We start from the raw sequence: 23191 nt of genomic DNA on the forward strand, positions 1-23191 counted from the left end.
TCGTGCTATATTCGCCCACAAGCATAGCTTGTGGTTCTTATATGAAAAGGAAGCCTTCCCCGCTTACCGGCAGGGAAGGCTTCCTTTTTTATGTCCTGTTTATCGTTTCATTTTGGCGTGAACCCCCAGCTCCTTAGCCACAACGCGGGGATTCCCCACCAGTCGGCGCACCAACCGATGCCCCCAAAACCAAGGCAGCAGCACCGGATACCGGCTCAATACCGGGTAGGTAGCCTGCATGGTGGCAAAGTCCGGGAAAGCCCGATGCAGCACAAAGCTGACGGTCCCTCGCTGCGGAGCTACTGCACCGGCGGCATGGGCATAGGGCGAGCCGTGGGTACCCGCAGCCCAGACCACCCGCGCCATGGATTCCAGTTCAGCGGGCAGGGGCTGTCTATCCCCAAACCAGCACTCTCCCAGCGTGGACAGATCCCGGTGAAATGCCTCCAAATGGATGGCACGCAGCGCTGCCTGCACCGGCGCTTCCTCCGGCGGGCAGTGGCGGCGCAGCAGGTACAGGTCCAGCACGGTGCGGATACCTGTACCTTTATAGTAATAGTGTTTGGCGGCATGGATCACGCAGTAGAGGTAGGTATACAGCGCGTCCAGCCGGTCCCCCGACGGCGCCAAATGCCCCCATGGGTCACAAACCGCCGGGTAATACGCCGCCTGCGGGTCCAGCAGATCGGTGTGCAGTTCCACCTGAAGGTAGGGCGGCCGGACATATCCCCGGTGGTAGGGGGTCTGTTCGGCATCTTCCTCCAACCGGTAGCCCTGTTCCGCCAAGAAAGCAGCCGCGGCCTGTGCCTGCTCGGGATGAATCAGCAGGTCCAAATCGGAAAGCTGCCGCATGGTGGGTTGGGGATAAAGGTCCCGCAGGACCAGTCCTTTTAGCTGCACCAAGGGGATGCCCGCCTGACCCAACTGTTGGGTCAGGGTTTGCAGCGCTTCCCACTGGGTCAGCGTCTGAAGCAACAGTTGGTCGGTCCGGCGCTGCCATACAGCCGCCAGCGCGGGGACGTGGTCCGTCACCGCCGCTTGAACGGTGGGCCAGATCATCCCCTCCAGACTATGGAACCGGGCGGCGTCGTAAAGGCGGGCCCAATCACAGTCTTTCGGCAAGGGGGGGCGGTGCAGTTTGTTTTAAAGCCGCCCGCACCACCTCGGTGAGAAACCGACAATCCCGTTGTTGTTGCACAAAGTCAGGCGTCTGGCTCATCGGATGCCTCCCGCAGTTTTCCATTTTCCACATAGATGGTACGGCTGCAAATCTGCCGTGCCTGCGCATCGTGGGTGATGAGCAGCACGGTCTTATCCCGCAAGGCCCGCAGATGTTCCAGCAATTTCTGCTCTACCTCCACATCCAGTGCCGAGGTCGCTTCGTCCAGCAGCAGTACCGGTGCGCCGCAGTAGAGCGCCCGGGCAATGGACAACCGCTGGAGCTGCCCTTCCGAGAAGCCCGCGCCATCCTCCCCAATGCGGGCATCATACTGTTCCGGCAGTGCCTCCACAAAGGTGTCGGCGCACGCCACCTGACAGGCCCACCGAATGCGGGCTCGTTCTTCGGGGGTGAAGGTTTTGCTATGGTAGCGAAAGGCCACGGCCTGACAGATGGACCCGGCCAGCATATCGTTGCCCTGCGGCACATAGGCAAAAAGGGTACGCAGGGCGGCATTCAGCGGTTGCGTACTGCCGTCCGCCAAGGTGACCCGCAGTTCGCCGCTGTCCGGCGGATAAAAGGCCAGCAGCAACCGGAACAAGGTGCTTTTTCCCGCACCGGACAGCCCCGCAATGGCGATGACGTCCCCTCGGTGAACGGTCAGGCAGATGTCCTCCAGCACAGGGGTCCCCTCATAGGCAAAGGAGACATGGTCCAGCGTGATGGATTCCACATCCGGCAGCGTGGCCGGCTGTTCGGGCAGCGGGTCCTGCCGGATGGCGTAGAGTTCCTGCAGCCGTTGGGCCGAGGTACACAGCGCGCAATAGTGGGAAAAAATCCGTCCAAAGGACCCCATCGGGCTTTGGAGCTGCCCCACCAACTGCAAGGCACCGGCCAACGTGCCGTAGCTGACGGTACCGGCAAGGATTCCCATGCCGTACCACAGCAAACAGGCCAAAAATCCCAGATCGTTCAGCAGCGTGTAGCCGCTGTAAATCGTATTGGCGTAGGCGTTCTGCCGGTCCCGCACCATCCGCCAGCCCTCGGTGCGGCGGCGCCAAGCCTGCTCCACCGTATCAAAGGCCGAAAAGCTGCGGATCAGCAAGGTGTTGCGCAAGGTATCCTGCTGGACCGTCATGACCCGGTCATATTTCTGACGGGATTCCCGGTACAGCGCTTGCAGCGGACGGTAGACCCGGGTCAATACCAGCCCCGCTACCGCCAACAGTACCACAAACAGCAGTAGGAAGGTGCGGTCCCACCAGAAAAGCACCACCGCTGCGCCCACCACCTGAACGGCCAGATAGAGCAACTGGGGCAGCATTTCCAACAGGCTAGATACCACAATGGCCACATCTTCGTTGATGTGGTTGTTCAGTTCCCCCAAGGAATGCTTTTGCAGTTCCCGCTGATCGGCCCGCAACAGCCGGGCAAGCAGTTTGCCCCGCAGATAACCTTCCATGCGGTAGGTGGTTCGGCCTTGCAGTGCATAGCCCAGCGTGCCCAGCCCGGTCTGCGTCAGCAGCAGCAAACCATAGACCGCCAACGCCCACAAAAAATCGCTGCGCCGCAATCCGGTGGCAGCGTCCACCACCGCCCGGAACGCCAGCGGTGCGGCCACACCGGCCAGCGCCATCAGGACTTGCAGCAGGCACAGCGCCAAGGCGCCGTAACGGTACCGTCCGGCATGGCTCCACAGCCAGCGCAGCGCATTCCCTTTGGGTAGATGCAGCACAGGCTCGCCTCCTTTTTGGTAGGGGTGTCATGGTTCTTCCAACAGACCGTTGGCACGCAGCTGTGCCAGCAGTGCGTCCACATCCGCCTCTGCCTGCGGCCGCTCCACCGCGTACTCTGCCAGCAGACTGTCTATCAGCGCCTGCCGGGTGGTGCCGCCTTGCAGCAGCCGGAACAGAAAATCAGCCGTTTCGTTGTTGCGGATCATGCCGTTGCACTGGGCAGCGGCACCGGTGGCCACCGCCAGATACTGTCCTGCCAGTTGGTGCAGGGTCCAACCGTCTTTGAGTTTCATGGAGTACCTCCGTAACCAAAAAAATAGCAGGCGGTCCCCCGCCTGCCTAATCGCCGGCCCGGCGGCCTCGGCCTAACGGGCCGACGGCACGCCGCGCAGACGGCTCGGTCTTACTTCTTGTGGTGGCCGCCGTTACCGGGCTTGTCGGGGAACCAATGGCCGTTGCCATTGCCGTTGCCGTTGTTGTTCCAACCGTCGCCGCCCGACTCGCTTCCGCTGGTGGTAATGATGTCGTCGTTACCAAAGACGATCAGCTCGCTGACCGGCTTTTGATAGGGTTTCCGATTTTCCATTTGTTTGCTCCTCCTTGCGCATTTCAACGGCGTTATCCCCCGATAAAACAAAAAGCCGCAACAAACCTCCGCTTGGGGGGTTGGTTGCAGCCAGTCAATCCTACGACAACGTCGCTTAGACACTTATGCTTTCCGTCCTGGCTTTTCAACCAGTTTGGTACATCATTCAATTTTATGCGTAATTGCTCGTATGTAGTATACCATGTTTTTCGGCATCCTGTCAATATTATATACACAAATGATTTTTTTGGCCGGAACGAGTCTTTACAAAACAGTTCTTTTTTTTCTATAATAAATTTGGGATTTTATGACCTATTTCATTTTTTCGCAAATTAACATCTTTATATCGTTGTTTTTCTTGTCATTTTTCCATTGCATCTTTCGTCATTGCCTCTTGGCCACCTGAAGGAGAAATCATCCATGTGGAGCAAAAAGCCCAAAAAAGCGACGTCCAAACCGGCGGATTCTCAGCCCATTTCCACAACAGAAGATTTATTATCTACCACCGCAGAGCAGTGGCAGCAGGAGATGGAGACCCCCTTTTTGCAGCGGGTGTTTCAGGTCCTGCACCAGCGTTCTCGGCTGCTGCTGTGCGCTATGGCGGCCGTGGTGCTGGGCAGTTCGGTTTTTTTCTATTTTCGCAACAACGGCGTGGCCGGTGCGGTCCTCTCGCTGAATTATGAGGAAAGCACACAGGGCCTGACCCCTTCGGGCGGCCGTTTTTCCCCCAGCGAGATCCGCAGCGAGGAAGTGATGACCCGTGCCATCGAGTACGCCGGTCTGACCGGCACAGTGGACCCGCTGGAATTGTCCCAGCGGGTGGGGGTGGACAGCTCCTTCAACCGGGACATGCTGAACGTGGACGAGGATGAATACATTGCCACCTCCTACTACATCACCCTGTCGGATGACCCGGAGATGGACTTGGCCCCGCAGGAGATGCTCAAGCTGATCTTGAAGGCTTACAAGGATGTGTTTTTTGAAAAATACGCTGACACATCGACAGTTTTCCCCAAAGTGGAGATCGATTACAGCGGGATGGAATATCTGGACATCGTTTCCTATCTGGATGTGCGCCTTTCCAAGCTGTCGGGTTTTCTCAACGACAAAATCAACGAGGACCGAGAGTTCACTTCGGCCAGCACCGGGCTGACTTTCAAACAGTTGCTGGAGATGCAAAACAACCTGACCGAGCTGCCCTATGCCCAACTGTCGGCCTATGTGTGGGAGCATGGCATCGCCAAAAATGCCGACCTGAGCATCCAGACCTTGGAGTACAAAAACAAGCTGCTGCGCCAGTCCTACGAGGAGTACATGGACAAATACCAGATCCGCACCGACACCATCGACGCCTACCAAAATTCCATGATCGATTCGGTGCTGATCCCCACCTACGACAACAACCACGAATACTACATGTCCCGCACCAAAATCGGCATCGATGATCTGGCCTTGGAAGCGGAGAATTATCTGGAGCAGGCCAAAGGCACGCAGGTTTCCATTGACCGGAATTTGGATATGATCGACAAGATCGAGCTGGGTTCCACCGATGCGCAGCGCGCCGCCGCCGACGCCATGATTGAAAGTCTGGACGCGGAGATCGCCGAGCTGGAAGCGCTGGTCACCCAAGTGAACCGGGAGTACCTCAACGCACAGCCCCACAACTATCTGAGCGTTCAGTTCCTGTACAGCGGCATCGTAGACAAAGTGAACCTAAAGTTTGGCATTGTGCTGGGCGTGGCCGTAGGCGCCGTTCTGCTGCTGGGGTTCTATCTGGACACCTATCGCGCCCCCCGCAAGCCCCGCCGCAAACCCAGCCGCAAGGCCAAAACCGCCGCCACGACCTGAGATGAGGAGAGACTGTCTTGAAAGAATTTCAGTTGCTGCGCTATCTGAAAAAATACCGCTTTCTGATCGCGCTGATCATGCTGGCCGGCTGCCTATTTGTCTATCGCTATGCACAGAGCCACCAGACCTACACCGCCGCGGTGACGCTGGAATATGTGAATGAAACGGCCTCCGAAGGGCTGACACCGGCAGGCACCCGCATCGACACCAGCGAGATTTATAGCGCGTCGGTGGTGACGGCCGCTATTCAGGATCTGGGCATCAGTTCCAGCGTGGAGTATATCCGTTCGGGCATTCAGGTGACCCCCATCATCCCCGAAGATGAAGAGACCCGCAAGGAAGCCCTGCTGGAGGACGGCGAGGAATACGAATATTTCCCCACCCGGTATCTTGTCACCTTTACCAGCGGCAGCGAAACCAGCCTTGGTTTTGCCGAGGACGTGCTCAACAGCGTGATCAACCACTATCTGGAGGAATACAGCCAGAAGTACGTCAACTATGTGGTGTTCCCCAACAACGCCACCAACGTGTCCACCGCCGCCTACGACTACATCGAGTGCGCCCAACTGCTGCAAAACAGTTGCGAGGACATTATCGCCTACCTGTACAACCGCGCCGAACTGTACCCGGAATTTCGCAGCGTACAGACCGGCTATTCCTTTGGGGACTTGGTGGACTCCTACGAGTACATCCGGGACACCCGGCTGCCGGTGCTCTTTGCGCTGATCCTCAACAACCGGATCGTGCAGGATCAGGACGTATTGGTCACCCATTACACCAACAAACTGACTGCCGCCCAGATCCAGTTGGAAAACTGCAACACCACGCTGGGAAAAACCATCACCTTGATCCAGCAGTTCGGAGATAAAACACTGGAGGATTCCCCCTACTATCTGGAGGACGGCGAAAACAGCCTGATCTTGGGGGATGTGGAGCTGGAGCACGACCAGATCACCAACACCATTACCACCTACGACAAGCTGATCCGCACCTATGTGGAGCAGCAATCCGAAAAAGCCCAGTTGGAACGCAGCATCGCCCAAAACGAGGAGACCTTGGAAGTGTTTTCCAGTGCCGAAACGGTGACCGGACCGGGCACGCCGCTGGCCAACCAGATGGACACCGACATCACCGCCCTTTCGCAGGAGATGGACGACCTGTACGAGGTAGCCCTGCAGACGGTGGATGAATTCAACACCGTCAACAGCCCCGACAACATCGCGGTACGTACCAGCGTGCTGTCCAGCACCTCGGTGAGTGTTGCGCTGTATATGGGTCTGGCTCTCATCGCTTCGCTGATTTTGGCCAGTCTGCTGGCTGTATTTCTGGGCCGTACCGGGGACTTTGTGGAGTATTTCCTCTACATCGACCCCAAAACCGACCTGCCCAACCGTACCCAGTGCGACCTGCAGTTCAACAAATACAGCGCCGGTGTGCTGGCGGAATCTTTCACCTGCGTCTTTTTGCAGTTCCGCTTTGACGCGGTACGTCACAGCGGTCATGACCGGGAAACCGGCGACGCAGCCCTGAAAAAATTGGGCCGGATCTTGGGGCAGATCTTCAGTCCCGAAGGATTTGTGGGCTACAACAACAGCGGCCAGTTCATTGCCCTGCTGCCCCACTGCACCCCCGAAAAGGCCGATGCCCTGCTGGAGCGCGTCCACTCGGAGGTAGACTACGTCAACAACACCGAGGATGCCGGCATTGTGGTGGACTGCGGCGCCGCTACCTCCACCCAAGACAAAATCTACGAGATTCGCGACCTGCTGCATCTGTCCATCGATCGAGCCCGCAAGAAGGAGGCCGCCCATGGCTGAGTTCCATAAAATCCCCCCCCGCCGCACCCCATTTTACTGGTGTGTCGTGGTTCTGGTGGTGGTCCTGTTTTTGCTGTCGGTAACGGCCGCACTGCACTACGGCTTTGCCAATGACCGGTTGGATTTAACCTTCTATCAGTATCAGGTCAAAAGCGATAAGGTGGTCAGCAACCTGCGCATCGTACAGCTTTCCGACCTGCACTGTGCTTCCTTTGGCGACGACAACGCCGATCTGGTGGCGGAAGTAAACCGTCTGTCCCCGGATCTCATCGCCATTACCGGCGATATGATCCTGCGCCAGCAGCCCACCAACACCCAAGGGGTACTGGACCTGTGCCGGCAGCTTGTGGAGATCGCCCCCGTCTACTACGGGTTGGGCAACCACGAGTATGCGGTCCTTTTGTCTACCGACAGTACCTTGACCGATGACCTGACCGCACTGGGTGTTCATGTGGTGAACTTGGATTATGAGATCGTCACCATTGGGGAAAACACCGTGGCCATCGGCGGTATGGCGCTGATGCCCGATCTGGTGCCCACCTACGCAGAGGATTTTCTGACCCGGATGAGCGGGGAGGACTGCTTCAAGATCTTGTTAAGCCACTACCCCGATGTGTTTGAGAGCGCCATGGACGACTACTCGTTGGATCTGGCCTTGTGCGGCCATGTACACGGCGGGGTCATCCGCCTGCCGGGACTGGGCCCTTTGTATGAGTCCAACCAAGGGTTCTTCCCCACTTGGGCCGAGGGGCAGCACGACGTCAATGGCTGCAATGTCATCATCAGCCGCGGATTGGGACAGTCCAACTGGGTGCCCCGGTTCAACAACCCGCCGGAACTGGTGGTCGTTGACATAGATTGCTACTAATACCGCTGGAAAGGGAGTACCCATGAACATCTTGGTGGACTGGGGGCGCCGGAACTGGCGCACCGCCCTGTTTTTGGTGCTGTCGTTGGCGGCCAACCTGTGTGCCTGTTACTACTTCAACGTAGGCATCAAATACGGCGTAGCCTGCCTGATGATGGCTTGGGCTGTGGCGGAATTTGCCGTCAAACCGGATTTTGCCAAAGCCCGCCAGATGCTGCGGTTCTTTCTGCTGTTTTATTTTCCCTTCCTGATGTTCTGGAGCTGGTCGCTGGTTCTGTGGATCATGCAGCTCCAAGACCGGGACTACATTGTTCGCGGTTCTTTGAACACCATCTACATGTTTACCATCATCGGGTATTTTCTCAGCGCCTACTACCTGTTTGGCGGCCGCTCGATTTACCTGAATTTTTACACCATGTGCGCAGCCAACACCGTCAAGCTGCTGCAGGTCTGTTTGGCTTACAGCTCGGGACAGGTCTTTTCGGAGTATTTCGCGCTGCTGCGCACCTTCACCGGGGAAACCGGTGACGCCATCCACGCCATGGAGCTCCACGATATGGTGTTTGGATTTGGTCCTTACATCGTCTTTTTCTTGCTATACCGCAAAAAAGGCCGCTTACAGTTGGGTCACCTGCTGCTGGCTTGTTTCTTCTTCACACTGGCGCTTAAACGAATCGCCGTGCCGGGGGTCATTCTCGGTGCATTGGTGGGCGGGATCTATCTGCGTCTGCCTGACCGGTTCAAAACCTTGTTTGCCCGGCTGGTGGGTTATACCGCCATCGTGGGGGTGTTTCTCTACATCTGGGGCATCCGGTCCGGCGTCTACTTTCAGTTGGCGGACGCCCTGCACATCGACCTGATGAGCCGGGATTTTCTGTTCACCTACTACGAGGATCTCTACGACTTTTCCCCCACCTATCTGGGGCAGGGCATCCGGTTCATCTACGAGTACGGGCAAAACACCACCACGCAGGTGGGTGCCGTACACTGTGTGTTTCTGGAATTTCTCATCGAAACCGGGTTCTGGTGTTGGACCATCTGGCTGTTCTACGAAATGCGCTTCCGCATCCATCGGGTAGCCAAGCGGTTCGGGCTGCGGTCCGCCGCCTTTCTGCTGGCGGCCACGGTCTATATGTGGACCACCTTCATGACCGACAACACCAGCTTTTATTGGCCCCCCAACGTGGCCTATATGCACCTGACGGTGTTCTGGATCGACCTTTCGGTACGGCAGGCCCAGTGCGGCACCGCGTCTGCCGCACTGCCCCGCCGCCGGGGTTTGTTGGCGCGGGTCACCTTTTGACTTCACCTTTTCACCCCCAAGGGAGGGAACCTCTATGGGCCGCCGGGCGGTAATCTCGGTCCTAGTACCGGTCTACAATCTGGAAAATCGGATCGAGGCCTGTCTGGCAGCGCTGCAAGCCAGCCGTTTTCCCGACTTTGAGGTGCTCTGTTTGGATGACGGCAGCACCGACGCCACCCCCGCCTTGCTGGACGCGGCAGCCGCCCGCGATCCGCGGTTTCGGGTCTTTCATCTGCCCCACCGCGGGGTTTCGGCAGCGAGGAATTTTGGGCTGGACCACGCCGTGGGGGATTACCTAACCTTTGTGGACGGCGACGACCAACTGCACTGCTGCTTTCTGGGAGCCCTATTGGACGCTGCCCGCCGCACCGGCGCCGCCATGACGATCGCCCGGCATCTGGAGGGGACAGACCCCGGGCCGGGGTCCCTCTGTCAACCGGGGTTTCGTTTCCTCGCCCCACAGGAACTTTTGCGTGACATCGAAAAAATCTATGTGCATGGCAAACTCTACACCCGCCGGGCGGTGGCAAGCTGCCGCTTTGCTGCGGGGCTTGCCTACGGCGAGGATGTGGTGTTTGTACTGGACGTGCTGGCGGGGGTCTGTCAACGGGGCGAAGGATTGGCTTACACCGATACACCGCTCTATTTCTATACCCCGCGTTCCGATTCAGCCTCCCATACGGCCCCGCCCGAGGCACGGCCCGCACTGCTGAGCGTCCTGCGGGACCGGGCAGCGGCAGCCCCCACCCCGGCGCTGCGCCGCCTATATCTGGAAGAGTGCTGCAAATACGCCGGTCGGTTCGCCTTGCAGTTGCGGCACCAAAAGCCGCTGCGCCGCCGCTGTCTGCAAGCGCTGGGCACTTCGGCTGCCGAACTTCGGCAACTGCCGGGACAAACGCACCGGACATGGCTTCGCTTTGCGGCAGAATGCCTTTTGGTCCGGGTCCCACCGCTGCACCGGCTGGGGCAATGGCTGCGGGATGCCTGCAAAACGCAGGATGGATTGTGAAAAACACGAGGAGGGATGAAGATGCGAATCGCCATGTTAGGGCACAAGCGGGTGCCCTCCCGCGAGGGCGGGATCGAAGTGGCCGTGGAAGAACTGGGTGCGCGGATGACAGCCCTTGGCCACAGCGTCACGTTGTACAATCGGGCCGGGCACCATGTGAGCGGTAAGCATCTGGACCAAGCCCGGCGCAAAGAATACCGCGGCATGCAGCTTCGTTATGTGCCCACCCTCGACCGCAAGGGCTTTGCCGCCCTTTCCTCCGCCTTTTTCTCGGCCTTCTGCGCCGCGTTTGGCCCATATGACATCGTACATATTCACGCCGAGGGGCCGGCCATCATGGCGTGGCTGCCCCGGCTGACCGGCAAAGGAGTGGTGGTAACCATCCACGGGCTGGACCATCGCCGTGCCAAATGGGGCTTTTTTGGCCGCACGGCCATCCTGCTGGGGGAACGTTCCGCCGTCTTATTTGCCCACGAGATCATCGTATTGAGCGAGAACGCCCGCCGGTATTTCGAGGAAACCTATCACCGCACCACCGTACTGCTTCACAACGGGGTCAACCGTCCCGAGCCGCGCCCTGCCGAGCTGATCCGCAGCCAATACGGCCTGACGCCGGGCAGCTACCTGCTCTATCTGGGCCGCCTTGTACCGGAAAAAGGGCTGGACTTGCTGGTGCGGGCCTACCAAGCACTGCACACCGACAAAACATTGGTCATCGCCGGCGGAGCCTCGGACAGCGGCGCCTACATGGCGCAGCTCCAGACCTTGGCCGCCGGGGACCCCCGCATCCTCTTCACCGGTTTTGTGCAGGGGCCGCTGTTGGAGGAACTGTACTCCAACGCCTATCTCTACGTACTGCCCAGCCATCTGGAGGGAATGCCCCTAAGTCTGCTGGAAGCCATGAGCTACGGCAACTGCTGCCTGACCTCCGACATTCAGGAATGCACCCGCGTCATCGGTTCCCATGGGGCCACCTTCCGCTGCGGGGATGAAGCAGATCTGCGCCGTGCGTTGCAGCAGCTCTGCGACGACCCGGCTTTGGTGCAGCGCTTCCGGCAGAAAGCCGCCGACCGGGTTTTGGAACGTTTTTCTTGGGATGATGCCGTCCGGCAAACCCTGCAACTCTATGAGAGGGTACTGCGCGCATGAAGGTTCTACTGGTCAACAAATTCCACTACCGCAAGGGCGGCAGCGAGACCTACTACTTCACGCTGGCCGAGGCGTTGGCGGCCGCCGGGCATACCGTGATTTTTTTCTCGATGGAAGACCCCCAAAATCTGCCCTGCCCGCAGGCGGAATATTTTGTTCCCAATGCCTCGGTGGACGGCGGGCTGGCAGGCCGGGTACAGATGCTGCGCCAGATGGTCTATTCCCGCCCGGCCTACCGCCGGATGGCCGCTTTGCTGCAAGCCGAGCACCCCGATCTGGTGCTCTTGAATCTGGTGCACAAGCACCTGACGCTCTCCATTTTGGAAGCCATTCGCGCCTACGACCCGGCGCTGCCGGTCTTTTGGACGCTCCACGACCTCATTCCGGCTTGTCCTGCCTACACCATGCGGGATGGGCAAGGCAAAATCTGCGAGGCGTGTCTGGCGGGCAGCTTTGTTCCCTGTGTGCAGAACCGCTGTATCCGGGGTTCCCTGCCCATGAGCTTGCTGGCCTATCGGGAAGCCACCGTCATCCGCCGCAAAGGCTGGTATGATCTGGTGGACCTTTATCTCTGCCCCAGTGCCTTTTATCGCCGGCTGCTGACCCGCGCCCAATTCACCCATGCCCCGCTGGTGACGCTGCGCAATCCGCTGCCGTTGGACACCTGCTACACCTTGGCCGGACCGGAGGAAGGATACTTCCTCTATATGGGCCGTCTGTCGGCGGAAAAAGGCGTTTTGACGCTGCTGCGCGCCGCCATCGACACCCATTGCCCCTTGGTGGTCTGCGGCACTGGTCCGCAGGAAGATGCCTGCCGCCAACTGGCCGCCGGACAGGACCACATCCAGTTCCGGGGCTTTCAGACCGGGGAGGCCCTGCGCCGTATCGTGCAGGGTTGCCGCTGTGTGGTACTGCCTTCGGAGTGGTACGAAAACGGGCCTTACAGCGCCGCCGAGGCCATGGCACAGGGCAAACCGCTGATCGTATCGGATCAAGGGGGCCTGCCCGAACTGGTGGAGGACGGCGTGAACGGTTTTGTCTATCCCATGGCAGAGGGCGCTGCCGCACTGGGGCAGCGGCTGTGCGCCATGCGGGATCTGCCCGCCGACGCCTACGCCGCCCAATGCCGCAGCGCACGGGACCGCGCCCGGGCATGGTTTGACCCCCGGACCTATGTGCAGACGCTGGAAGCCCTATATACCGCCATACGCCGTGGGGAATCCCCCACATCCCTTGTGACCGAAGAAGGAGGTCCCCTGCATGGCTGAGAAAAAACTCAACGGTACCGTCATTGTGACCTACCGCTGCAACGCCCGGTGCTCGATGTGCAATCGCTACAAAGCGCCCTCCCGCCCCGAGGAAGAACTGACGCTGGAAACCATCCGCAAGCTGCCGCGGATGTACTTTACCAACATCACCGGCGGCGAGCCCTTTATCCGTACCGATCTGCCCGCCATTGTGGAGGAACTGTACAAGAAAAGCGACCGCATCGTTATCTCTACCAACGGTTTTTTCACCGAGCGCATCGTGGCCCTCTGCAAGCAGTTCCCGCAGGTGGGCATCCGCATTTCCATTGAAGGTCTGGAGGAGACCAACAACGCCATCCGCGGTTTGGAAAACGGTTTTCAGCGGGGGTACGAAACCCTGAAGACCCTGCGGGCCATGGGCATGAAGGACGTAGGGTTCGGCATGACCGTGCAGGATTGCAACGCCCCCGATCTGGTGCCGCTCTATCGGCTGTCTGACCAGATGGGGATGGAGTTTGCTACCGCCTCGCTGCACAACAGCTTCTATTTTGTGGAAGGGCATAACATCATCCACGACCGCCCCATGGTGGCCCAGCATTTTGAGGATCTGGTCAACGAACTGCTGCGGTCCAACAGCCCGAAAAAATGGTTTCGGGCCTACTTTAACCATGGGCTGATCAACTACATCTACGGCCAAAAACGGCTGCTGCCCTGTGACATGAGCTTCGACACCTTCTTCATCGACCCCTACGGCGATGTAATGCCCTGCAACGGCACCAAGGACAAGGAAGTGATGGGCAACCTGAACACCCAAACTTGGGACGAATTGTGGTCCAACCCCGCTGCGGAAGCGGTGCGCCGCAAGGTGCGCTGCTGTGACCGCAACTGCTGGATGATCGGCTCGGTGTCCCCGGCTATGCACAAATATATCTGGAAACCGGCGTGGTGGGTGTTCCGCCACAAGTTCCTGCGGTTTTACCGGCGCAAGCCCTATTCCATGTACGAATTGCCCATTGTGCGGGATTACCGCGACGGCAAGGTGACCAAGGCGGAACTGGATGCCTGCTCTACCTGTGACCTGCATGCTTCTGTCTGCGACGGCCTCTCGGCGGAGAGCCGGGCCCAGTTGGCGCATCGTTCCGGGGAGGAGATCGTGGCGGAGGACCTGCAGGGGCAAGGAACGGCCCAATCCTGACCGGTTTGTAGTTCTAGCAAGGAGATCGTCATGCAATCCATCGCTTTTGTGCTAGCCTATTTCGGGGATTTAAACGCCACGGGGTATTTTCCGCTGTTTTTGCGAAGCTGCGGGCAGAATCCCACGGTGGATTTTTGGCTCTTTACCGACGACCACACCCCCTACGACTATCCCCACAACGTCCGGGTCCGCTACCTGACGCTGCCCGAAGTCCGCGCCCGGATCCAAGCGGTCATCCCCTACCCCATCATTTTGCAGGTCCCCATGGATCTGTGCAGTTTTCAGCCCGCGTTTGGGGAAGTTTTTGCCGCAGAGCTGGCCCCCTACGACTTTTGGGGACATATCGACTGCGACCTGATTTTGGGAAATGTGCGCCATTTTGTCACCGAGGACATCCTGACCCGGTACGACAAGATCTATTCCCACGGCCATATGACCCTCTACCTCAATACCCCCGCCATGAACGCCCTCTACCGCACCGGCGAAACCGCACAGGCGCTCTCCCGGTATGCCTTTACCGCCGGGGAGCTTAGCTGCTTTGACGAATGGGGGCGGGGCGGCGGCATCAATGGCCTTTGCCTGCGGGCCGGGTATCCCCTGTACGATGCCTATGATTTTGACGACATTGACGTGACGCGCCGCGCCTTTTGGCCGGTGCAACTGCGCCGCAACGAACCTTACAACGCTATGGCGCACCTCTGCTACGAGAAGAAGGGTGACCAACTGCTGCGCCACTGCCTGCTGTACGGTGCCCTTTATACAGCGCCGGTGCTGTACACCCATTTTCAAAAGCGGGCCATGACCTGCCCGCCGGCGCTGTGGCAGGCCGAAGCGTATTTGATCGTGCCGGATGAATTTCTGCCCATCCAGCCGGTGGATGAAGCCTTTTTGCAGAGGCTGCGTCCCGACGGGCTGCGCTGGTCCTATCTGGTCCGGCGTTACCGGGCCGCCATACTGCGGCGGCTGAAACGATGGGAACGGCGGTAGCCCCGGGTACCGCAGGAGGTTATATGCAGACAAAACGGGAAATCTGGATCGACAACAGCAAAAGCGTTGCCTGTATTCTGGTGGTGCTGGGGCATTTTTTCCAGAGCATGACCAAGGCAAACCTTTTGCCCCAGAGCGCACTGCTGGGCTGGTTCGATGAGGCCATCTACTACTTTCATGTGCCGCTCTTCTTTTTCTGTTCCGGCTACCTGTACCAGCGCACCGCCTGCGTGGACAGCCCTGCCGCGTGGCGCCGCAATCTTGCCAAAAAAGCGCTGGCACTGGGGGTGCCCTACCTAACCTTTTCCTGCCTGACTTGGCTGCTGAAAACCCTCTTTGCCGATGCCGTCAACGATGCCGCCGGAGGATTGCTTGACACCCTGCTGGTACACCCAGCCTCACCGTATTGGTATCTTTACGCTTTGTTTTTCCTATTCTGTCTGGTCCCCACCTTCCAGACCCGCCGAATGGCCGCCTTCTACACAGCAGCGGCCGTGGCGCTGAAAGCGGCGGGGCTGTGGTTGTCCTTTCCCCTTCCGGCGTTGACCTACCTGACCGACCACGCCGTATGGTTTGTGCTGGGGATGCTGCTGGCCCGCCGCTGCCGTCCCGGCTTCGCGCCGCCTGCACGGTATGGGCTGCTCAGTGGCGGGGCTGCCGCCGTCTTTCTGGCCCTGAGCGTGGTGCGATACCAAACCGGAATGGGCGGGTCGCTGTGGGCACCGCTGCTCTGCCTGCTGGGCATTGCCATGGTCCTGCTGCCCATGGCCGGCTACTACCACACCCACCCCCAAAATCGATTTTGGGGGCTGCTGGCCCGCTATACCCTGCCGATCTATTTGATGCACACCCTCTGTGCCGCACCGCTGCGTGTCCTGTTGAACCGTTTGGGGATTCATCAGGTCCCCGTGCATCTGCTCGCCGGGCTGTTTTTCAGTTTTGCCGGGCCGATCTTTGCCGCATGGGTGACAGAAAAACTTCGCTGGCCGTTGTTTTTTCTTTATCCCAACCGGGTATTGGCCCAGCGCCGCGCCACCGCCGCCAAGCGGTGATGCCGGACCAAAAAGGAGTTTGTCATGTTCTGCATCCAGATTGCCGGGTTGTCCATCGGGATGGACAATCGTTACCCTTATGTGCAGCAGCTCTGCCATGGATACGAAACCGACACCCCGCCGCTTTTTACGGTACACGCCACCCAACAGGATCTGCTGCGCCAGCAAAACGCCGACCCGCGGTATTCCCTTGCCTACTGTGAGAGCCTTTGCCTTTACCGGGCGCTTTGCCTGCAACTGCCCCTGTACGACGCCTTTTTGATGCATGCCGCCGTGGTAGCCGTGGATGGCGCCGCCTACGTCTTTTCTGCGCCCAGCGGGGTGGGCAAAACCACCCATCTTCGCCTCTGGCTGGAGCACTTCGGGGACCGGGCACAGGTCATCAACGGCGACAAACCGGTATTCCGCTTTCAAGGGGAACAGTTGTATGCCTACGGCACCCCCTGGCAAGGCAAAGAAAATCTGGGGACGAATGCCTGCTGCCCTGTACAAGCGGTGTGCTTTCTGGAGCAAAGTCCCCACAACCAAATTCGGCTTTTGACCTCGGAAGAGTTGATCCCCCACCTCTTCCCCCAACTGCTGCTGCCCAAAGATCCCACCCTGTTGGCTCGCTTCTGGACGCTGCTGGAGCGGATGGTGACGACTCTCCCCTTCTATCTGCTGCAATGCAACCGGGAGCCGGAAGCGATGCAGCTCTCCTACAAGACGATGCGGGGCGCTCCCCCGCCGAAAGGAAACACCTGCCTGTTTTCTTCCCCGTCCGAGCGATAACGGCACGGCGAAACCTGCCGTCCGCTGAAATCCATACAGAGTTTTGGAGCCGGGTTTTCCCGGTATGGTATTGAGATGACACAGACGATCGAACAAGTACTGACAACCCAAGGGCGCGGCTTTTTTGCCACCGTGGGTGACAGCATGGAGCCGCTGCTGCATAACCGCCAAAGCACCGTCGTCATCGAGCCGGCCGTACATCCACTGTCCCCCGGCACGGTAGCCCTCTACCGGCGTCCCTCCGGCGAGTATGTGCTGCACCGGATCATCCGGGTGGAGCGCGATGCGTACCGGATTCGGGGCGACAACCGGCTCCAGCAGGAACGGGTCCCGCAAGAGTGGGTTCTGGGCGTAATGGTGGGGTATTACCCCGATGAGCGGGAGCACTATGTTTCCTGTACCGGCGCCCAGTACCGGCAGGACCTGCGTCGGGTCCGCCGTCACCATTGGGCCCTGTGGCTGCGTGCCCTGCCGGGCCGTATACGGCACAAACTGGCACAACTGCAGCCGCCCCGCTAAACCAAGCGCCCTCTGCCAAGACTTCTTACCAGAAAAGCACCGCATCGCTGCGATTTTTCGCAACGGCGCGGTGCCTTTTGTTTTCTTTATTCCCCGTCGGCAGAAGCCAGCCATGTACCGGCAGCCATCAGCAGAAGGGCGATTACAAAGGTTTGCTGTGGCCATTGTTGAAAGAGCAGCAGCGACAGTCCTGCACCAAGAAAGGGAGCCAGCGCATAATAGGCACTGGTTTTTGCGGCTCCCAGTCCCCGCTGGGCATAAATGTAAAAGCAGATGCTAAGTCCGTAAGCCACGAATCCTAATAACAAAGTACCTGCGGCGCAGGGCAGTGTGGGCAGGACCTCGCCGCGGCACAGCGCGATGACCAGCGACCCGCCACCTGATCCGAAGCCTTTGACCACCACGATTTGCAGCGGGTCCTTGTGAGAGATGCTGCGTGTACAGTTGTTTTCCAATCCCCAGCAGGTGCAAGCCAACAGTATAAACAGCGACCCCACCGAGAAAGAAAAACTGGTGCGATCCTCCACCGACAACACAATGCTGGATGCCGTTACCAACCCAATGGCGCCCCACAACCTCCGGGAGATCTTCTCTCCAAAAAGCAGCAGCGCAATTAGCGCGGTGGCCACGATCTCAAAATTGTTGAGCAGCGAAGCATTGGCCGCCGTGGTCTTGGTCAGACCGATCATCAGAAAGATGGGCGCCGCAATATCCAACGCCACCATACCCACCGTGTAGGGAAGATCCTGACGAGCCAGAGGTGCTTCGTGGGGCGTATAGCCAGCACGACGCTGCACCAACCGTACAATCACCATGCCGCCTCCTGCGCCCAGATAGAGCAGCGCCGCCATCATGGTTGGCCCTACCTGCTCCAATAGAAATTTAGAAAGCGGCGCGTTGAGGGCGTAAAACGCCGCCGCCAACACCGCCGCCAGTGCCGCTTTGTGCTGGGATTCCATAACACGGCTCCTATCTGATCATGCCTTCACTAGATGGTGCACAGCGAGAGAACATGTTCTTTTTCTTTTGATAGTATAGCGCATCCAGCATCGGTTGACAATGCGAGAGGGTGGGCCGTTTCTTTTTCAAAAAATTTGAGTAGCCGATAAATGGTATCCCTTTTTTCAACAAAATGTGGTATAATGCAACTAACTCTTCTCCGTTTTGATAAAAGGAGGGCACCCATGTCCGAAAGCATCGTGGAATATTTCCGTCAACAAGCGGTCACACCGTTGTTGCAGACTGGTGGTTTGCCTAAGGTTTGGCCGCTCTGGCGCACCGAAATCCGTCGCTTGGCCCCCACCCCCACGGCGCGGCAGCTATTTGATTTGGGGGACCATCTCAAGGATATCTTCTCCACCTCTAAACCTTCGCAACCGCAAAATGCGCGGAACCAAAGCGCGGTTTCTTCCAGCGGAACTTATTGGGAAGCGTTGGTCTGTTGGTACTTAAACCTATGCTGCATCGGGCGGCGTACTGTGATCATCAAACACAACGCCAAGCTGATTCCCCGCTGCATCGCCGATGCGATCACAGTAAATTACAACACATTCCCCACCAACACCGAATCCGATCTGATTGCACTGACCTTTCCCGACAAACCGGAATATTGCTGCGACAAAGATACCATCGCGATGCAAGATACCGAGGGAAAGCCCATCAAACCCTATAAAACTCCTTACTCTGCTTACAACATCTCCCCCGTTTTGGAAGCGCTGTGCCAGCGAGATTTCGAGGAGATCGAGATCCACATCATCCAATGCAAAACCAACTGGAACGACAACGCCCAGATCCCCATGCTGTGGGACGCCGTGTATTCCGCCACCAACTTCCGTTCCGGCATCACGGTGGGACAAAATGGCTATGCCATCGTCAACGCTAAGCGCTTTACCTATGCCTTCGTCACCGTGCCCACCGTGGCCCCCGCCCATTTCACCCCCAAATCGGTGGCGGTTCTGCGGGTGCGCAATCTTTCGGGCGGCAACTATTGGGGGATGCCCTCCTTGATCGGTGTTGCCAATTCAGTCAAAGAGATGCTCCAGCGCAATCTAAGCACCGGCAGCGTCCACAGTCATCTGACCACCTTGCAGGCTGCGCTGCCTGCGCTCTCCACCACCTACGCCTATTTCGGTCTATAACCGCCAAAAGCGGCTGCCCGTGTTGCCACGGGCAGCCGCTTTTTATCGTAAAAGTTGTTATCGAATATGGCGCAAAATTTCCAGCGCGATGGCGTGGGCCATCAAGGGCGGCACCGCGTTGCCCACCTGCGTGAACTGGGGGGTTTCGTTTTTGCGCTTGTCCCCGCCGGTGGCCCGCTTGCCCTGAAATACAAAGCTGTCGTCAAAGGATTGCAGCCGTGCCATCTCCCGCACGGTCAACGACCGGTTGGCCCCGTAGTGGACAAAGTCGTCCGGCATGGTGGTGATGGTGGTGCTTTGGCCGTCGGCGCGCAGTACCGTGTAGTTCCGCTTTTTGGTTTCCATCAGCGGATTGTTCTGCTCCGAATCCCGGGCGGTCTGGTAGTCGCCGTACTTCCGCATCATGGCGTATCGGGCCTGCACATCCTCGTTGTGATGGGAAGACTCGTGGTTGTGCAGTTCCGCTGGCACCTTGGGACGGTTGGGAACTTCCTCCCAACTGCTGGCCGGCGTGTAGACGGGCCGGGTCTGCTGCAGCTGGGGGAATCGCTGGGGATTCAATCGTCCCATACGGCTCCACTGGGCGTAGGTGTGGCAGGGTTTCCCCGCCGCTCGGGCCGCCGGGACACCTTCCACCGTGCGCAGCCGCTGCCCGGCCTCGGTGGCCGCAAACTGCCGGGCAAAATCCTCGCTGTAGTCCAAAGGATGCCCCCCGATGGAAATGAAGTTCAAATCGCCGATGGCTTCCGCCACCGTAACTTTTTCCGCTTCGGTGACAGTGGCGGGGATCTGGGTGATCAGCGGCTGGTCGTTGCGGCAGCCGATAAACACCACCCGGATCCGGTTTTGGGGCACACCGTAGTCCGACGCCAACAGCGTGATGGGAGCCTCCACCCGGTAGAGCGGCACTTTTTGGGCCAGCGGCGCCAAGGTCTGCCGCGATACGCCCATTCCTTCGGCCAGTGCCAACACCCGCTCCACCGTGGCGTAGGCGCCTTCGAACAAAATTTCCAGCGTGCGGCGTACCACCTGCGTGGCTTCCACCGCCCGGGCATGGGTGCCCCGCCGAATCAGATCAGCGCACTGGTCATCGGCAATCTCTACGATCTCGGGCAGAGAGAGATAATCGGTGATGCGGTCAAATTGTTCCTTGTAGATGCTGCGCTTCAACTGGGCCGTGTTGATCTCCCGCTTGACGGTCTCCCGGCAATGGGTGATGTCGGTCTGGTGGGCAATGAGCGCCAACGCCTGCCGGATCACATTGCGGTCATCCTCGGGGATCTCCCGATTGTTGCGGTAGGCTTCCACAAAATAGGCGGACAATTCATTGCACAGCGCTTCCAAGGCCGGGTTGGGAATCTCGTTTTTGTTGGCCAGCAGCGAAGTCTTGACAAACACCTGCTGGGAATCCGTAAGGGACAGCCCCTCTACCTGTCGGCAAACCTGTAAATAATCTCCCCGGCGCTGCTCCGCCAGACGGTGTTCCTCCTGCCAGATCTGCAATACCCGCAGGCTGATGTCCCACTCGCTCCATTTGGGGCTGGAGATTTTGCGGCATCGGTCGGTGAAGCTTTGCAGCGCGTCATAATCCACCATATTGCGGATCTCCCGCAGGATGCGGTCCCGGATCTTGCCCTTATCTTTTGTCAAAATACCGGCCACGTTCTCCATGACGAAGTACTTGGGGCGTAAGGCCTCAATGACCTTGAGATAGTAGGCGAAAAGATCATCTTTTTTGTCGTTTTTGCGCCGCTCCCCCGCCAAACTGAAGGACTGGCAGGGCGGCCCGCCGGTGAGCACATCCACCTCTACCGGGCCGAACTTACGGTAGATCTTTTCCTCCAACTGTTCCACAAAATCCGGTTCGGTGATGTCCTTGGTCAAAAATTCCGTGTCCAGTCCCAACTGTTCGTTGTAGCGCATCCGGTGGGTCACTTCACAGGTGGGATTGATGTCGCTGGCCAACAGAAAATCAAACTGCTGCCCCTGCCATTCCGCCTGCAAAAAGCCTTCACTGAAGCCCCCTGCCCCCGCAAACATATCTACAAAAGTCGGCATACCGGCACTCCTTGTTCGTTGTATGGTTCCTGCTTTGTATTATACCACGATCCGGCCCGGCTGTCCAGGCCCCGGGGCAAACAATAGATATTCTCTGGCAACACTGGGGGACATTTATTTTGTCCTGTTTTACAGCTTGACCGGCACGGGACGACGGAGCTGCAAACTGTCCGGCGTCACCGCACAGTCCATGGCCAGCACCGTCACACCCCCGGCCGCCGCCCGGCGCAGCGCATCGCCAAAGGCCGGGTGGGTGGCATCGTTGGGGGCAAAATCCACCATGCCGCTCATCTGCAGCACAAAGCAGACCGCCGCCTCGTAGCCTTCGGCCCGGCAGTGGGTCAATTCTTCCAGATGCTTGACGCCCCGCAGGGTGGGCGCGTCGGGGAAACGGGCGTGGCCGTTTTCCTCCAGCGTGACGCCCTTGACTTCCACAAAGCCTTTGCGGCCCGCCTCATCCTCCCAGTAAAAGTCAAACCGGGAATTGCCCCAGACCGTCTCGGGCCGGAGCAGCCGCAGCCCCGGGCGAAACTGCCCCGCCCGGGCCCATTCCCCAAAGACCACATTGGGGGCTTGGGCATCCAGATTGACGAGCAGCGGTCCTTTTTGTACCGCGATCAGGTCGTAGGGGTTTTTGCGCAGCGGGTTCTGGGCCGGGGTAAGGTAGACGGGCGTACCGGGCACCAGCAGTTCCCGGCAGCGGCCGGTGTTTTTGACATGGACGGTCTGGGTGGTGCCGTCCAGCAGCACCTGTGCCACAAACCGGTTGGGACGGGACACGAACCGGGCCTCGACCACAGAAGGATATTGCATAGCGTTTCACCTGCCTGTTGAGAATAGGGTGAGTATACCACCCCGCCGCCCGGGATGCAAGGCAGCCCCGAGAGATTGTGGTCGGTTTGCCGCTTGCGCAATCGGGCGGCAGGCATTATAATAAAATGTATCGAAAAAATAACGGCCTGTCGGGGTCGATAGAAATGAGGAAAGTGCCATGGAAAAGATCAAGATGACCACGCCGTTGGTGGAGATGGACGGCGACGAGATGACCCGCATCCTGTGGAAACAGATCAAGGACGAAGTGCTTCTGCCCTTTGTGGACTTGAAGACCGAGTACTACGATCTGGGCCTTGTCCACCGGGAAGAGACCAAGGATCAGGTGACCATCGACGCCGCCAACGCCAACAAAAAGTACGGCGTGGCGGTCAAGTGCGCCACCATCACCCCCAACGCCCAGCGGGTGCAGGAGTACAACCTGACCCAGATGTGGAAGAGTCCCAACGGCACCATCCGCGCCATTTTGGACGGCACGGTGTTCCGGGCCCCCATCATGGTCAAGGGCATTTCGCCGGTGGTGCGTACCTGGCAGCAGCCCATCACCATTGCCCGTCACGCCTTCGGTGACGTCTACCGTGCCACCGAGTATCGGGTCCCCGGCCCCGGCAAGGCGGAACTGCTCTTCACCGGCGCCGACGGCACCACCTTCCGGGAGACCATCAACGAGTTTGACGGCGCCGGCGTCCTGCAGGGCCAGTTCAACAAGGACAGCTCCATTGCCAGCTTTGCCCGTTCCTGCTTCCAGTTCGCGGTGGACACCAAGCAGGACCTGTGGTTCTCCACCAAGGACACCATCTCCAAGCAGTACGACCACACCTTCAAGGACATCTTCCAAGAGATCTACGACTCCGAGTACAAAGAAAAGTTCGAGGCGCTGGGCATCGAGTATTTCTACACCCTCATCGACGACGCGGT

The 23191-nt window shown here is 58.8% G+C and carries 21 protein-coding genes and 1 riboswitch; of the genes, 14 read left to right on the forward strand and 7 right to left on the reverse strand.

The window, feature by feature from the left end; translation table 11 throughout:
* Positions 1-99: 99 nt before the first annotated feature.
* The 4 genes from Q0526_RS03145 to Q0526_RS03160 form a co-directional block, all read right to left on the reverse strand.
* Positions 100-1122, reverse strand: a complete 1023-nt coding sequence (locus tag Q0526_RS03145; RefSeq protein ID WP_298730765.1) for a nucleotidyltransferase family protein — start codon at positions 1120-1122, stop codon at positions 100-102.
* Positions 1123-1202: 80 nt separating this feature from the next.
* Positions 1203-2894, reverse strand: a complete 1692-nt coding sequence (locus tag Q0526_RS03150) for an ABC transporter ATP-binding protein (protein ID WP_298730767.1) — start codon at positions 2892-2894, stop codon at positions 1203-1205.
* Between the two features lie 27 nt (positions 2895-2921).
* Positions 2922-3188: a PqqD family protein gene (locus Q0526_RS03155; RefSeq protein ID WP_298730769.1), complete on the reverse strand. Its 267-nt coding sequence runs from the start codon at positions 3186-3188 to the stop codon at positions 2922-2924.
* 110 nt (positions 3189-3298) lie between these two features.
* The gene (locus Q0526_RS03160) at positions 3299-3481 is read right to left on the reverse strand and encodes a hypothetical protein (RefSeq protein ID WP_298730771.1); all 183 of its coding nucleotides are present in this window, start codon (positions 3479-3481) and stop codon (positions 3299-3301) included.
* 82 nt (positions 3482-3563) lie between these two features.
* Positions 3564-3650, reverse strand: a riboswitch (cyclic di-GMP riboswitch).
* 251 nt (positions 3651-3901) lie between these two features.
* On the opposite strand from Q0526_RS03160, the gene Q0526_RS03165 reads away from it, so the two are divergent.
* The 12 genes from Q0526_RS03165 (at position 3902) to Q0526_RS03220 (ending at position 17246) form a co-directional block, all read left to right on the forward strand.
* A complete protein-coding gene (locus tag Q0526_RS03165; RefSeq protein ID WP_298730773.1) occupies positions 3902-5329 on the forward strand; it encodes a hypothetical protein in 1428 nt (475 codons plus the stop codon).
* A 17-nt stretch (positions 5330-5346) separates the two neighbouring features.
* Positions 5347-7146 (forward strand): GGDEF domain-containing protein, encoded by a 1800-nt coding sequence (locus tag Q0526_RS03170; RefSeq protein ID WP_298730774.1) that lies wholly within the window; start codon positions 5347-5349, stop codon positions 7144-7146.
* Complete coding sequence (locus Q0526_RS03175) at positions 7139-8014, forward strand: metallophosphoesterase (RefSeq protein ID WP_298730776.1); 876 nt, start codon at positions 7139-7141, stop codon at positions 8012-8014. The genes Q0526_RS03170 and Q0526_RS03175 overlap by 8 nt, the downstream gene beginning before the upstream one ends.
* Before the next feature lie 22 nt (positions 8015-8036).
* Complete coding sequence (locus tag Q0526_RS03180) at positions 8037-9317, forward strand: hypothetical protein (RefSeq protein WP_298730778.1); 1281 nt, start codon at positions 8037-8039, stop codon at positions 9315-9317.
* Between the two features lie 34 nt (positions 9318-9351).
* Complete coding sequence (locus Q0526_RS03185) at positions 9352-10326, forward strand: glycosyltransferase family 2 protein (RefSeq protein ID WP_298730780.1); 975 nt, start codon at positions 9352-9354, stop codon at positions 10324-10326.
* A 21-nt stretch (positions 10327-10347) separates the two neighbouring features.
* The gene (locus Q0526_RS03190; protein WP_366522025.1) at positions 10348-11475 is read left to right on the forward strand and encodes a glycosyltransferase family 4 protein; all 1128 of its coding nucleotides are present in this window, start codon (positions 10348-10350) and stop codon (positions 11473-11475) included.
* A complete protein-coding gene (locus tag Q0526_RS03195; RefSeq protein ID WP_298730784.1) occupies positions 11472-12743 on the forward strand; it encodes a glycosyltransferase family 4 protein in 1272 nt (423 codons plus the stop codon). Before Q0526_RS03190 ends, Q0526_RS03195 begins: the two co-directional genes overlap by 4 nt.
* Complete coding sequence (locus tag Q0526_RS03200) at positions 12736-13917, forward strand: radical SAM protein (protein WP_298730786.1); 1182 nt, start codon at positions 12736-12738, stop codon at positions 13915-13917. Before Q0526_RS03195 ends, Q0526_RS03200 begins: the two co-directional genes overlap by 8 nt.
* A 30-nt stretch (positions 13918-13947) precedes the next feature.
* Positions 13948-14904, forward strand: coding sequence for a DUF6625 family protein (locus Q0526_RS03205; RefSeq protein ID WP_298730788.1), 957 nt, complete (start codon positions 13948-13950; stop codon positions 14902-14904).
* A 23-nt stretch (positions 14905-14927) separates the two neighbouring features.
* Positions 14928-15956, forward strand: a complete 1029-nt coding sequence (locus Q0526_RS03210) for an acyltransferase (RefSeq protein WP_298730790.1) — start codon at positions 14928-14930, stop codon at positions 15954-15956.
* Between the two features lie 24 nt (positions 15957-15980).
* Positions 15981-16727, forward strand: a complete 747-nt coding sequence (locus Q0526_RS03215; protein ID WP_298730791.1) for a hypothetical protein — start codon at positions 15981-15983, stop codon at positions 16725-16727.
* A 75-nt stretch (positions 16728-16802) separates the two neighbouring features.
* A complete protein-coding gene (locus Q0526_RS03220) occupies positions 16803-17246 on the forward strand; it encodes a S24/S26 family peptidase (RefSeq protein WP_298730792.1) in 444 nt (147 codons plus the stop codon).
* Positions 17247-17332: 86 nt separating this feature from the next.
* Here Q0526_RS03220 and Q0526_RS03225 read toward each other — a convergent pair whose 3' ends face one another.
* Complete coding sequence (locus tag Q0526_RS03225; protein ID WP_298730793.1) at positions 17333-18205, reverse strand: DMT family transporter; 873 nt, start codon at positions 18203-18205, stop codon at positions 17333-17335.
* A 225-nt stretch (positions 18206-18430) separates the two neighbouring features.
* On the opposite strand from Q0526_RS03225, the gene Q0526_RS03230 reads away from it, so the two are divergent.
* Positions 18431-19384: a hypothetical protein gene (locus Q0526_RS03230; RefSeq protein ID WP_298730795.1), complete on the forward strand. Its 954-nt coding sequence runs from the start codon at positions 18431-18433 to the stop codon at positions 19382-19384.
* Positions 19385-19441: 57 nt separating this feature from the next.
* Here the strand turns inward: Q0526_RS03230 and Q0526_RS18755 are convergent, their stop codons facing one another.
* Both Q0526_RS18755 and sfsA read right to left on the reverse strand, forming a co-directional pair.
* The gene (locus tag Q0526_RS18755; protein WP_366522026.1) at positions 19442-21442 is read right to left on the reverse strand and encodes a DNA cytosine methyltransferase; all 2001 of its coding nucleotides are present in this window, start codon (positions 21440-21442) and stop codon (positions 19442-19444) included.
* A 129-nt stretch (positions 21443-21571) separates the two neighbouring features.
* Positions 21572-22255, reverse strand: coding sequence for a DNA/RNA nuclease SfsA (gene sfsA, locus Q0526_RS03245; RefSeq protein ID WP_298730796.1), 684 nt, complete (start codon positions 22253-22255; stop codon positions 21572-21574).
* 178 nt (positions 22256-22433) lie between these two features.
* On the opposite strand from sfsA, the gene Q0526_RS03250 reads away from it, so the two are divergent.
* Positions 22434-23191: NADP-dependent isocitrate dehydrogenase (locus Q0526_RS03250; RefSeq protein ID WP_298730802.1), on the forward strand; the 758-nt coding region annotated here is incomplete at its 3' end.

This window comes from uncultured Subdoligranulum sp., from assembly GCF_937890665.1.